Source organism: Xanthomonas sp. NCPPB 3570, assembly GCF_056725115.1.
Map to the genome: position 1 here is coordinate 1622981 of NZ_CM161513.1, position 12999 is coordinate 1635979.

Consider the following 12999-nt stretch of genomic DNA (forward strand, 5'->3'; position numbering starts at 1 on the left):
ACGCGCGACACCGCGCTGGTCTATGATCCGGACCCCGTTTCCGCGCCGCCCACTGCCCGCTGCCCATGCCGTTCCTGCGTTCCCCGTCCTGCCTGTCCCGGCCCCTGCGAGGCCGCCGATGAGCCGTCCCGGCGCCGGCCAGGTGCGGATCATCGGCGGGCGCTGGCGCAACACGCGGCTGCCGGTGCCGGACCTGGCCGGGCTGCGCCCGACCTCCGACCGGGTCCGCGAAACCCTGTTCAACTGGCTGCAGCCGGTGCTGCCCGGGGCGCGAGTGCTGGACTTGTTCGCCGGCAGCGGTGCGCTGGGGCTGGAGGCGGTGTCGCGCGGCGCGGCCGCCGCGGTGCTGGTCGAGCGCGATCCGGGCCAGGCGGCGCAGTTGCGCGCCACGGTCGCGCGGCTGCAGGCGCAGGACCAGGTGCAGGTGGTGCAGGGCGATGCGCTGCGCTGGCTCGCCGAGGCCCCGCCAGAGGCCCCGGCGGACATCGCCTTCGTCGACCCGCCGTTCGCCGCCGGGCTGTGGGACGCGGTGCTGCAACGCCTGCCGGCGCGGCTGGCGGCCGACGCCTGGCTGTACCTGGAGTCGCCGGCCGGGCAGGCGCCCGCAGTGCCGGCGTCCTGGGCGCTGTACCGCGAGGGCGGCAGCCGCGAGGTGCGCGCTGCCCTGTACCGGCGCACCGCTGCTACACTTCCCGGCGACCTTCACGCGGTACCCGACGCATGACCGTGGCCCATAGCCGCATCGCCGTCTATCCCGGCACCTTCGATCCGATCACCAACGGCCATATCGATCTGGTCAACCGTGCCGCACCGCTGTTCGAGCAGGTGATCGTGGGCGTGGCGCAGAGCCCCTCCAAGGGGCCGACCCTGCCGCTGGACCTGCGCGTGTCGCTGGCCCGCGAAGCGCTGGCCGGGCACCGCAACGTGGAAGTGCTGGGCTTCGACACCCTGCTGGCGCATTTCGTGCGCTCGGTCGGCGGCGGCGTGCTGCTGCGCGGCCTGCGCGCGGTGTCGGACTTCGAATACGAGTTCCAGATGGCGAGCATGAACCGGCATCTGATCCCGGAGGTGGAGACGCTGTTCCTCACCCCGGCCGAGCAACACAGCTTCATTTCGTCCTCGTTGGTGCGCGAGATCGCGCGCCTGGGCGGGGACGTCTCCGGCTTCGTGCCGCCGTCGGTGGTGCAGGCGCTGGTCCAGGCCCGCCAGGCCGCCGCGCAGCGCTGAGCCGACCACCATTCACTGACGACACAGAGGGAGCCGTTCCATGAACACCACCGCACGCGCGTTGCTGATCGCTTCGCTGGCCCTGGGCTTCACCGCCTGCAAAAAGGAAGAGGCCGCCAAGCCGGCCGCCGACGCGCAGCCCGCGCTGACCGCCCCGGCCAAGGACGACGACGCCGGCTGGAAGAAGTACCTGCAGGAAGTGGCGATCCAGAACATGGGCAACGTCACCAACAGCCCGTTCCTGTATTACCTGCCGCCGGAATCGGATCCGGAGTTCCAGGCCAAGTACGAGCGCCAGGTCGAAAGCGCCACCACCGCCATCGGCCGCGGCATCCAGCCGGGCAACATGCTGGCGTTCGGCTCCTCGGCCTCGGCCAAGATGGCCGACCTGATCGCTGCCGCGTTCGCCAAGGTCGAGGCAAACAGCATGAAGGGCGTGCGCGTGGTCTACATCGGCGCTCCGGCCGACAACGCCCGCGTCGAAGCCGTGGTCAAGCCGACCGGCGCCGACTACATCTTCGTCGAAGCCAAGTAAGCCCCGCGCGGGCCGGCGCGCCGCTGCGCGCCGGTTCCGCCATCCCGCGCCGCCCGCAACGGGCGGTTGCGCTGCGCAGTTCTGCTGCGTGCCGCGCCACATCGCGGCAGTTGCCCAAGCCGTCTCGTGCTGCATTACAGCGTTCCGCACCCCGGCGCCGCCTTCGCAGGGCCGTCCCGCCCCGATCCGGTAAACTGCACCGGTCAGTGCCGAATTGCGCCACATGTCCCTCAAGATCAACGAGCTCTGCGTCAATTGCGACGTCTGCGAGCCGGCCTGCCCGAACCAGGCCATCGCCATGGGCGAGACGATCTACGTGATCGACCCGGCCCGCTGCACCGAATGCGTCGGCCATTTCGACGAGCCGCAGTGCGTGATGGTGTGCCCGGTGGAATGCATCGACCCGGACCCGGCGATCCCGGAGACCCACGCGCAGTTGTTGGCCAAGCTGCAGCGCCTGCAGCGCGACCACCCCGAGTTGTACCCACAGGAGCCCCCCGCCGCATGAGAAGCCTCGTCCGCCGTGTCCTGCTGCTCGCCCTGGTCCTGACGCCGTCGGCGTGGGCCGAGGCGCCGGTCGCCGAGGCGACCGCCACCGCCCCGGCCGCGCACCCGCCCGGCGCCGCGATCGCCAGCGGCCATCGCCTGGCCACCGAGGCCGGCCTGCAGATCCTGCGCGAGGGCGGCAATGCCTTCGACGCCGCGGTGGCGGTGTCCTCGACGCTGTCGGTGGTCGAACCGATCAGCTCCGGCCTCGGCGGTGGCGGGTTCTTCCTGCTGCACGACGCCAAGACCGGCAAGGACGTGATGCTGGACGCGCGCGAAACCGCGCCGGAATCGGCGACGCCGGCCGCGTTCCTGGACGCCAAGGGCGAGCTGGACCGCGACCGCTCGATCAACGGCCCGTGGTCGGCCGGCATTCCGGGACTGCCGGCGGCGCTGGTGGAACTGGCGACCAAGCACGGCCGGCTGCCGCTGCGGCAGTCGCTGGCGCCGGCGATCCGCATCGCCCGCGACGGCTTCCCCGTCTACGCGCGCATGGCCGAGGGCTACCAGTCGCGGCGCAAGGTGATGGAGCGCTATCCCGGCACCCGCGAGGTCTACCTGCGCAACGGCCGGCCGATCGCGGTGGGCGACGTGTTCAAGCAGCCGGAACTGGCCGACACGCTGCAACTGCTGGCCGACAAGGGCTTCGACGGCTTCTACCGCGGCGCCACCGCCAAGAAGCTGCTGGCCGGCGTGAAGCAGGCCGGCGGGCGCTGGACCGCGGAGGAACTAGCCGGCTACACGGTCAAGGAGCGCACCCCGATCCGCTTCGACTACAAGGGCTGGACCATCACCACCGCGCCGCCGCCGTCCTCCGGCGGCATCGCCCTGGCCAGCATGCTGCAGATCCTGGAGGGCTACGACCTCAAGCCCATGGACCCGGTGCACCGCGTGCACCTGACCGTGGAGGCGATGCGCCGCGCCTACCGCGACCGCACCTTCTTCCTGGGCGACCCGGATTTCACCCACGTGCCGCAGCGCATCCTGCTGAGCAAGGATTACGCGGTGGGTCTGCGCTCGACGATCAACCCCGAGAAGGCCACACCCAGCGACCTGCTGTCTGGCCAGCCGACCCCACTGGAAGACGACGAGACCACGCATTTCTCGATCATCGACGGCGAAGGCAACCGCGTCGGCGCCACCCAGACGGTCAACCTGCTGTACGGCTCCGGGCTGATCCCCAAGGGCACCGGCGTGCTGCTCAACAACGAGATGGACGATTTCGCGCTGCGTCCGGGCACGCCCAACGCGTTCGGGGTGATGGGCTACGCGGCCAACGCGCCCAAGCCGGGCAAGCGCCCGCTCAGCTCCATGTCGCCGACCTTCATGGAGAACGCGGACAAGGCCATCGTGCTCGGCACCCCGGGCGGCAGCCGCATCATCACCATGGTGCTGCTCGGCATCCTCGGCTACGACGACGGCCTCACGGCGCAACAGGTCGCCGCGCTGCCGCGCTACCACCACCAGTGGCTGCCGGACGTGATCGAGGCGGAAACCGGCACCTTCGACGCGGCCACGGCCAATGGCCTGGAAGCCATGGGGCACACGCTCAAGCTGCCCGGCGACACGGCCGAGGACGGCCACGGCTCCAGTCACGTCTGGGGCAACCTGCAGACCGTGGAATGGGACAAGCGCCGCAACGTGCTCAGCGGCGGCAGCGACCCACGCAACGAGGTCGGCAGCGCCGAGGTCCTGCAACTGGCAGCGCCGACGCGCTGAGCCGCACGCCGCCCGCTTTTGCGAATCCCCAATCCCCAATCCCGAATCCCGAATCCCCGCCATGAAGCTCTGGTCCATCCAAGGCAACTCGCAGAAACTCGACGGCGGCGCGATGTTCGGCAATGCGCCCAAGGCGATGTGGCAGCAGTGGGCCGCGCCCGACGACGGCAACCGCATCGCGCTGGCCTGCCGCGCGCTGCTGGCCAGCCCGCTGGCCGGCAAGACGGTGCTGTTCGAGACCGGGATTGGCGCGTTCTTCCCGCCGGCGCTGCGCGAGCGCTACGGCGTGCAGGAGGCGCGGCACGTGCTGCTGGATTCGCTGCAGGACGCCGGCTTCGCCCATACCGACATCGACGTGGTGGTGCTGAGCCACCTGCACTTCGATCACGCCGGTGGCCTGCTGGCCGCCTACCGCGAGGGCGCCGCGCCGGAACTGCTGTTCCCCAACGCGCAGTTCCTGGTCGGCGCGGCGCACTGGCAGCGCGCGCTGCACCCGCATCCGCGCGACCGCGCCAGCTTCATCCCGGAACTGCCAGGCCTGCTCGAGGCCAGCGGCCGCCTGGAACTGGTCGACGGCGCGTACTCGCGCGCGCTCGGCGAGGCGGTGCGGTTCCGTTTCAGCGACGGCCACACGCCGGGGCTGATGCTGGCCGAGATCGTCGGCCCCCGCCACGGCGACGACGGCCAGGCGCACGGCGGGGTGGCGTTCTGCGCCGACCTGATCCCGGGCCGCTCCTGGGTGCACGTGCCGATCACCATGGGCTACGACCGCAACGCCGAGCTGCTGATCGACGAGAAGCGCGCATTCCTGGAAGACGCGCTGGCGCGCGACGTGCGCCTGTTCTTCACCCACGATCCGGACTGCGCGCTGGCGCAGTTGCAGCGCGATCCCAAGGGCCGTTTCGTCACCGCGCACGAACTGCCGGCGCTGCAGGCCCGCGCACTGGCCGCCTGATCGCGGCGTTGCGGTTTACCAGCACAGGGCGGGGTGCGTCGGCACTGCGGTCGCGGCGCCGTCCAGCGCCACCGAAAACCCGATCGTGGTGATGCCGTCGCGGTGCTGCGCGAACACGCGCCCGCCGTGCATGGTCGCCACCGCCTTGACGATCGCCAGCCCCAGGCCATGGCTCTCGCGGCTGTTGGCGCGGGCGGCGTCGCCGCGGTAGAAGCGGTCGAACAGGCGCTGCAGATGCTCCGGCGCCAGCGCCACGCTGGGGTTGGAGAAGGCGATCAGCGCCTCGGTGCCGCGCTGTGCGATCTCCACCACGATCGGCGCGTGACCGGCCGAGTGCTGGATGGCGTTGTGCAGCAGGTTGGACAGCGCGCGCCGCAGCAGCGACTTCTCGACCGGCACCACCACGTCGCCGCGCACCTGCACCTGCAAGCCGGCCTCGTCCAGCAGCACCTCGAAGAACTCCACGGTCTTGCCGACTTCCTCGGCCAGCGACGCGTCCTCGCACTGGCGCGCGCGCTGGCCCTGTTCGGCGCGGGCCAGGAACAGCATGTCGGCGACGATCGCGCGCAGCCGCTCCAGTTCCTCCAGGTTCGACTGCAGCACCTGGCGCAACTGCTCTGCATCGCGATGGCGGGTCAGCGCCACCTGGGTCTGGCCGATCAGGCTGGCCAGCGGCGTGCGCAGTTCGTGGGCGACGTCGGCATTGAAGCTTTCCTGCTGCGCATAGGCCGCATCGAGCCGGTCGAACGCGGCGTTCAACGAGGCGCCCAGGTCCTCCAGTTCGCGCGGCAGCCGCGGCAGGTCCAGGCGCCGCCGGTCGTGCGGACCGATGCGCTGGGCATCGGCGGACAGCCGCTGCACCGGGCGCAGGCCGAGCTTGGCGGTCCAGTAGCCCAGCGCGCCGACCAGTGCGGTGCCGGCCAGCGTCACCAGCGCCAGGGCGATGTCGAAGCGGCGCCGGGTCAGCGCGAACGGCGCGCTGTCCATCGCCGCGATCAACTGCACCGGCGGGCGCACCGGCGTGGCCGGCAGCGCCTGGCCGATGGCCTGCCAGGCCTGCGGATGCGCATCGGCGATGCCCAGCGCCTGCGGATCGTCGATACGAACCAGCCCGCTATGGCCGCGCGTGGCCTGCGCCATCGCCTCGGCGCCGCGTCCGTAGCGGAACGCCGGATCGGCGCTCCACAGCCAGAAGCGCAGGTCCGGCGCGCTGGAAACGCTGGCCAGGCGGGTGCGCGCATGCGCGGCCAGCTCCGGCGAGCGGCTGTTGACCAACATGTACTGCACCGCGTCCATGCGCGAGCGCAGTTCCTCGCGTTGGTGGCGGCGCAGCTCGTGCTCCAGCACCTGGTGCAGCACCAGCCCGATCAGGGCGAAGCCGAGCAGCGCGGTGGCCGCGAACAGGCCGGCCAGGCGCAGCGCGATCGAGGGCCGCGCCGGTGCGCTCACCCGGCCGCGTCCTCGCGTTCTTCCAATACGTAGCCCATGCCGCGCACGGTGTGCAGCAGCGGGGCGTCGAACGGCACGTCGATCTTGGCGCGCAGGCGCTTGATCGCCACTTCCACCACGTTGGTGTTGCTGTCGAAGTTCATGTCCCAGACCATCTCGGCGATCGCGGTCTTGGACAGGATCTCGCCCTGGTGCCGGGCCAGGGCCGCCAGCAGCGCGAACTCCTTGGCGGTCAGGTCCAGCCGCTGCCGCCCGCGCACGGCCTTGCGGCTGATCATGTCGATCTGCAGGTCGCCCACGCGCAGCAGCGTGCTTTCCTGGGCGCGTCCGCGCCGCGCCAGCACCTGCAGCCGCGCCAGCAGTTCGATGAAGGAGAACGGCTTGATCAGGTAGTCGTCGGCGCCCTCGCGCAGGCCCTTGACCCGGTCCTCCACGCTGTCGCGCGCGGTCAGCATGATCACCGGCGTGGTCTTGACCGAACGCAGCGAGCGCAGGACGGCGAAGCCGTCCAGGCCCGGCAGCATCGCATCGAGCACGATCACGTCGAAGTCGTAGTGCAGGGCCAGGTGCTGGCCGTCGATGCCGTCGTAGGCCACGTCGACCGTGCAGCCCTGTTCGCTCAGCCCCTGCTGCAGGTAGTCGGCGGTCTTGCGCTCGTCCTCGACGATCAGCACCTTCACGGCTGCAGCGCCTCCGGCGCGGCGGTGCGGGCGCGCCGTGCCTGGCGCCGCTGCAGGTACCAGCCGTGCAGGCGGTCCAGGTACAGGTACACGATCGGCGTGCTGAACAGCGTCAGCAGTTGCGACAGCAGCAGCCCGCCGACCATCGCATAGCCCAGCGGCCGCCGCAGTTCCGAGCCGGCGCCATGGCTGAGCATCAGCGGCAGGCCGCCGAGCAGGGCGCACAGGGTGGTCATCATGATCGGCCGGAAGCGCATCAGGCAGGCCTCGAAGATCGCATCGCGCGAGGACAGCCCGCGTTCGCGTTCGGCATGCAGGGCGAAGTCCACCATCATGATCCCGTTCTTCTTGACGATGCCGATCAGCAGGATGATGCCGATCATCGCGATCACGCTCAAGTCGTAGCCGCCGGCCATCAGGATCAGCAGCGCGCCGACGCCGGCCGAGGGCAGGGTGGAGAGGATGGTCAGCGGGTGGATGTAGCTCTCATAGAGCAGGCCGAGCACGATGTAGACCGCGACCAACGCTGCCAGGATCAGGTACGGCTGGGTGCGCAGCGAGTCGCTGAACGCCTGCGCCGTGCCCTGGAAGTTGCCGCTGAGCGTGGCCGGCACCCGCAGTTGCGCCTGGGCCGTCTGGATCGCGTCCACCGCATCGCCCAGCGCCGCGCCCGGCGCCAGGTTGAAGGAGATGGTCACCGCCGGGAACTGGCCCTGGTGGCTCACCGACAGGTAGCCGGTCTTGCTGGTGTCGAGCGTGGCGAAGGTGGACAGCGGCACCTGCTTGCCGGTCAGCGGCGAGGTCAGGTACAGCCGCTGGAACAGCGACGGATCGCCCTGCAGCGCCGGCGTCACCTCCAGCACCACGTGGTAGCTGTTGAGCTGGGTGAAATACTGCGCGACCTGGCGTTGGCCGATGGCGTCGTTGATCGTGGCGTCGATCTGCTGCGGGGTGATGCCGAAGCTGGCCGCGCGCTGGCGGTCGATGGTCAGGCTGGCGATCGGCGCGGCGTTCTGCTGGTCGGAGGCGACATCGGTGAGTTGCGGCAGCGCCCGGAATGCCTTGAGCAGCTTCGGCGCCCAGGTGTTGAGCTCGTCCAGGTTGGCGTCGGTGAGGGTGTACTGGTACTGGGTGCGGGCCAGGCGGCCGCCGACGTTGATGTCCTGCCCGGCCTGCATGAACAGGGTCACGCCCTGCACATGCGCCAGGCGCTTGCGCAGCCGCGCGATCACCTGGTCGGCGCTGGCGGTGCGGCCTGCGTCCTTGGGCTTGAGCGCGATCGAGAAGGTGCCGGAGTTGAAGGTGCTGGCGCCGGTCTGCATGCCGAAGGACAGCACGTCCGGATCGCGGCGGATGATGTCGGCCAGTTGCAGCATGCGCGTGCGCATCGCCGCCGAGGACGAATCCTGCGCCGAATCGGCGGTGCCGGAGATGAAGCCGGTGTCCTGCTGCGGGAAGAAGCCCTTGGGCATCACCACGAACAGCGCCACGCTGGTGGCTACGGTCAGCAGGAAGCTGGCCAGGGTCAGCCGCGGATGCCGCAGCACCGTCTCCAGGCCGCGCCGGTAGGCCGCCAGCATCGCCTCGAAACCGCGCTCAAACGCGCGCGCCAGGCGTCCCTGCGCCTGCTCGGCGTGCGGCTTGAGCAGGCGCGCGCACAGCATCGGGGTCAGGGTCAGCGACACCAGCAACGACACCAGGATGGTCAGGCTCACCGTCACCGCAAACTCGCGGAACAGCCGGCCGACGATGCCGCCCATCAGCAGCAGCGGGATGAACACCGCCACCAGCGACACCGAGATCGAGACCAGGGTGAAGCCGATCTCGGCCGCACCCTGCAGCGCCGCCTGCAATGGCTCCATGCCGTCCTCGATGTGCCGGTAGATGTTCTCCAGCATCACGATGGCGTCGTCCACCACGAAGCCGACGGCGATGGTCAGGCCCATCAGCGACAGGTTGTCCAGGCTGTAGCCGAGCACGTACATCAGCGCGGCGGTGCCGAGGATCGCCAGCGGCACGGTCAGGCTCGGGATCAGGGTGACCACCGCGCTGCGCAGGAACACGAAGATCACCGCCACCACCAGCACGATGGACAGCAGCAGGGTGAACTCCACGTCCTTGACCGAGGCGCGGATGTTCTGCGTGCGGTCGGCGAGGATCTTGACGCTGACGCTGGGCGGGATCGACGCCATCAGCTTGGGCAGCGCGGCCTTGACCTGTTCCACCGTGTCGATGACGTTGGCGCCGGGCTGCTTGGTGATGGCGATCATGATCGCGCGGCCATTGATGATGCCGCTGTCGGCGGGCGCGGCGACGCCGGCGAAACCCCAGGCGGCGATCTTGGCGTTCTCCGGCCCGTCCACCGCGGTGCCGACGTCGCGCACGCGGATCGGCGCGCCGTTGCGCCAGGCCAGCACCGCGTCGTTCCAGGCCTGGCTCTGCAGCACCTGGTCGTTGGTGGAGACGGTGAAGGCCTGGCGCGCACCGTCGATCGAGCCGGTGGCCGCGTTCACCGTGGTGGTGGCGATCACCGAGCGGATGTCCTCCAGGCTCAGGCCCAGCGCCGCGAGCTTGGCCGGATCCACCTGCACGCGCACCGCCGGTTTCTGCGCGCCGTACAGGTTCACGAGGCCGACCCCGGAGATGCGCGAGATCTGCTGCGCCAGCACGTTGTCGGCGTAGTCGTTGACCTGGGTCAGCGGCAGCACCCGCGACTGCACCGCCAGGATCAACGCCGGCGATTCGGCCGGGTTGATCTTGCGGAAGCTCGGTGCGCTCGGCAGCGCGCTCGGCAGTTGCCCGGACGCGGCGTTGATCGCGGTCTGCACGTCGAGCGCGGCGGCGTCGATGTTGCGGTCCAGGTCGAACTGCAGCGTCACCTGGGTCGAGCCCAGCGCGCTGGTCGAGGTCATCTGGCTCAGGCCCGGGATCAGCGACAGCTGCCGCTCCAGCGGTTGCGCCACGTTCGATGCCATGGTCTGCGGGCTGGCGCCGGGCAGGCTGGCCGAGACCTGGATGGTGGGGAAGTCGACCTGCGGCAGCGGCGCCACCGGCAGCAGCGGCCAGGCCACCAGGCCCAGCAACAGCAGCGCCATCGCCAGCAGCGAGGTGCCGATCGGGCGTTTGATGAAGGCGGCCGAGACGCTCACGCATGCGCTCCCGTAGTGGCCGGCGTGGCGTGTCTGGCCGGCTTGGCGTCCACCACCTTCGCCCCGGGATGCAGGCGGTATTGTCCATCCACCACCACCCGCTGCCCGGCCTGCAGGCCCTGGCCGATCACCGTCTCGCCATCGGCCTCGTCCAGCACCTGCACCGGCTGGTCGCGCACGCTGCCGTCGGCGCCGATCACGTACACGAACTCGCCGTCCTGGCTGCGCTGCACGGCCGCGCTCGGCACCACCAGCGCAGCGCTGCGCATGCCCAGGGTGATGCGCGCATCCACGCTCTGCCCGGGCCACAGCGTGTGCGTGGGATTGGCGAAGTGCGCCTTCATCGCGATGGTGCCGGTGCTGGTGTCGATCTGGTTGTTGAGCAGGGCCAGCGTGCCGTGCGCCAGCACCTGCCCGCTACCGTGCTCGACCGCATCCACGCCCACGCTGGCCGGTGCGGCCTGCAGTGCGCGGTTGATCTGCTGGAAGGCGCTTTCCGGCAGGGTGAACTGCACCGCGATCGGGTCGATCTGGTTCAGCACCACCAGGCCGCCGGCATCGCTGGCGTGGACGATGTTGCCCGGATCGACCAGGCGCGCGCCTGCGCGGCCGTCGATCGGCGCGCGGATGGTAGTGAAGTCCAGTTGCACCCGTGCGTTGTCGATCGCCGCCGCATCGCTCTGCAGGGTGGCGCGCAGTTGCGTGACCAGGGCCTTTTGCGTGTCCAGGGTCTGGCGGGTGGTGGCGTTGTCCCGCAGCAGTTGCTGGTAGCGCTGCAGGTCGGCCTGCGCATTGCCCAACTGCGCCTTGTCCTTGGCCAGTTGCGCGGTGGCCGCGGCCAGTTGCGCCTGGTCGGTGCGTGGATCCAGCCGCGCCAGCACCTGCCCGGCCTTGATGTCCTGGCCTTCGCTGAAGCCCACGGCGATCAGTTGCCCGTCGATGCGCGAGTGCACGGTCACCGAGGCGATCGGCAGCACCGTGCCGATCCCGGTCTGGCGGATCGGCACGTCCTTGCGCAGTACCGGCGCGCTGGTCACCGGCACCGGCGGCGTCGCCTTGGTGGGTGCGTGGCGCGGGCGCAACCACACCGCCAGCAGTAGCGCGACCAGCACTGCGGCGGCGACGAACGGCCAGCGCCGTCGCGGCATGGCATGGCGCGGTGGCGGATCGGCGGGGCGTGTGGGCGCGGCGGTGGACATCGGTTACTCCGGTAGGACAGGAGCCGGCGTGGCGCCCGGCGAGGCGCCGCGCACGGCGGGGAGACGAGCGCTGTCCCAGTCGTCGCCCAGAGCGACCAACAGCGCGACCTGGGCGCCGAACTGGCGCGATTGCACCTGCAGCAGGGTGCGTTGCGCGTCCAGCGCGTTGGCCTGGGCGGTGATCACCGCGCTGTACAGCGCGGTGCCGGCGCGGTACTGGTCCATCAGCACGCGCTCGGCCTGCTGCGCGGCGTCGGCGGCGCGCCGCTGTTGCTGCTCCTCGCGCGCCAGTTCGCGCGTGGCGGCGAGCTGGTCCTCCACGCCCTGGAACGCGCTCATCACCGTCTGCCGGTAGCTGGCGGCAGCGGCATCGAACACGGCTTGCGCCTGCGCGCGTTGCGCGTGGCGGGCGCCGTCGTCGAACAGCGTGCCGGCCAGCGCTGCGCCCAACGCCCAGACCCGGTTCGGCACGCTCAGCAGCGAGGCCAGCCCGGCACCGTCGTAGCCGCCACTGGCGCTCAGCGACAGGGTCGGGAACCACGCCGCCACGGCCATGCCGATGCCGGCATTGGCCGCGGCCATGCGCCGCTCGGCTCCGGCGATGTCAGGGCGCCGCTGCAGCAGCACCGAGGGTAGCGCTTGTGGGGTCGGCGGCAGCGCCGGCAACGGTGCGTCGCTGGCCGCCAGCGAGAACTCGGCGGGGGTGCGGCCGAGCAGCACCGCCAGCGCGTGGTCCAGTTGCCGGCGCGACAACGCCAGGTCGGTCGATGCGGCTTCGGTGCTGTGCAGGGTGGCCTCGGCCGCGGCCACATCGGCGGCGCTGGCGACGCCGGCGCGCACCCGCGCCTGGGTCAGCCGCAGCGCGTCGCGGTAGCCAGCCAGGGTGCGTTGGTACAGCGCCAGGGTCTGGTCGTCGAAGCGCAACTGCAGGTAATCGGCGACCACCGCGGCCTGCAGCGACAGCCGCGCCTGCGCCAGGTCGGCGGCGCTGGCCTGGGCGTTGTCGCCGGCCTGTTCGACGCTGCGCCGGACCTTGCCCCAGAAGTCCGGCTCCCAACTGGCGCTCAGCCCCAGCGTATCGGCGTCGCGCAGCTCCTGCTTGGGGGTGACGGTGCGCTCGCGCGTGGCCGCGGCCTGCACGCCCAGCGTCGGCGCCTCGGCGGCACGCGCGCTGCCGACCAGCGCCTGCGCCTGCCGATAGCGCGCCTCGGCCTGGCGCAGGGTCTGGTTGGCGCGGTCGGCCTGTTCGACCAGGGCATTCAGTTGCGGATCGCCATAGCGGGTCCACCACGCCACCGCCGGGTCGGCGGCGGCCGGCGCGGCGGGCGTCCAGCGGCCGTCGGCCTCTTCGAACGGCTGCTGCGTGCCGGCCGGCGGCGCCGGACGCACGTAGTCCGGACCCGCCATGCAGCCGCCGAGCAGCAGCACACTCAACAGCGGCACGAGCGGCGCCAGGCGACGGGAAACGGGCGGTGGGGGCAGGGCGGTCACGGGGCGGCGCCGGCAGCGGGGACAGGCCGTCACCGTAGGCGCCGCATGG

Annotated in this window: 11 protein-coding genes; 6 read left to right on the top strand and 5 right to left on the bottom strand. The window is 71.1% G+C overall.

Annotation, left to right across the window (positions count from 1 at the left end; genetic code table 11):
• Positions 1-118 precede the first annotated feature (118 nt).
• From rsmD to AC1PLR_RS07180, 6 genes are all read left to right on the top strand, one after another.
• Positions 119-724 (top strand): 16S rRNA (guanine(966)-N(2))-methyltransferase RsmD, encoded by a 606-nt coding sequence (gene rsmD, locus AC1PLR_RS07155; RefSeq protein WP_481103102.1) that lies wholly within the window; start codon positions 119-121, stop codon positions 722-724.
• Positions 721-1227, top strand: a complete 507-nt coding sequence (gene coaD / locus AC1PLR_RS07160; protein WP_010342036.1) for a pantetheine-phosphate adenylyltransferase — start codon at positions 721-723, stop codon at positions 1225-1227. The genes rsmD and coaD overlap by 4 nt, the downstream gene beginning before the upstream one ends.
• 40 nt (positions 1228-1267) lie before the next feature.
• On the top strand, positions 1268-1762 hold the full coding sequence (locus tag AC1PLR_RS07165) for a hypothetical protein (protein WP_010342035.1): 495 nt from the start codon (positions 1268-1270) through the stop codon (positions 1760-1762).
• Between the two features lie 223 nt (positions 1763-1985).
• Complete coding sequence (locus AC1PLR_RS07170) at positions 1986-2270, top strand: YfhL family 4Fe-4S dicluster ferredoxin (protein WP_481103103.1); 285 nt, start codon at positions 1986-1988, stop codon at positions 2268-2270.
• Complete coding sequence (gene ggt / locus AC1PLR_RS07175; protein WP_481103104.1) at positions 2267-4027, top strand: gamma-glutamyltransferase; 1761 nt, start codon at positions 2267-2269, stop codon at positions 4025-4027. The genes AC1PLR_RS07170 and ggt overlap by 4 nt, the downstream gene beginning before the upstream one ends.
• Positions 4028-4088: 61 nt before the next feature.
• Positions 4089-4982: an MBL fold metallo-hydrolase gene (locus AC1PLR_RS07180; RefSeq protein ID WP_481103105.1), complete on the top strand. Its 894-nt coding sequence runs from the start codon at positions 4089-4091 to the stop codon at positions 4980-4982.
• A gap of 15 nt (positions 4983-4997) precedes the next feature.
• Here AC1PLR_RS07180 and AC1PLR_RS07185 read toward each other — a convergent pair whose 3' ends face one another.
• From AC1PLR_RS07185 to AC1PLR_RS07205, 5 genes are read right to left on the bottom strand one after another with little or no spacing between them, the layout of a single operon-like run.
• On the bottom strand, positions 4998-6431 hold the full coding sequence (locus tag AC1PLR_RS07185; RefSeq protein WP_481103106.1) for a heavy metal sensor histidine kinase: 1434 nt from the start codon (positions 6429-6431) through the stop codon (positions 4998-5000).
• Positions 6428-7111: a heavy metal response regulator transcription factor gene (locus tag AC1PLR_RS07190; protein WP_481103107.1), complete on the bottom strand. Its 684-nt coding sequence runs from the start codon at positions 7109-7111 to the stop codon at positions 6428-6430. Before AC1PLR_RS07190 ends, AC1PLR_RS07185 begins: the two co-directional genes overlap by 4 nt.
• On the bottom strand, positions 7108-10260 hold the full coding sequence (locus AC1PLR_RS07195; RefSeq protein ID WP_481103108.1) for an efflux RND transporter permease subunit: 3153 nt from the start codon (positions 10258-10260) through the stop codon (positions 7108-7110). Before AC1PLR_RS07195 ends, AC1PLR_RS07190 begins: the two co-directional genes overlap by 4 nt.
• The gene (locus AC1PLR_RS07200) at positions 10257-11459 is read right to left on the bottom strand and encodes an efflux RND transporter periplasmic adaptor subunit (RefSeq protein WP_481103109.1); all 1203 of its coding nucleotides are present in this window, start codon (positions 11457-11459) and stop codon (positions 10257-10259) included. Before AC1PLR_RS07200 ends, AC1PLR_RS07195 begins: the two co-directional genes overlap by 4 nt.
• 3 nt (positions 11460-11462) lie before the next feature.
• Positions 11463-12950, bottom strand: a complete 1488-nt coding sequence (locus AC1PLR_RS07205) for an efflux transporter outer membrane subunit (protein WP_481103110.1) — start codon at positions 12948-12950, stop codon at positions 11463-11465.
• Positions 12951-12999 lie beyond the last annotated feature (49 nt).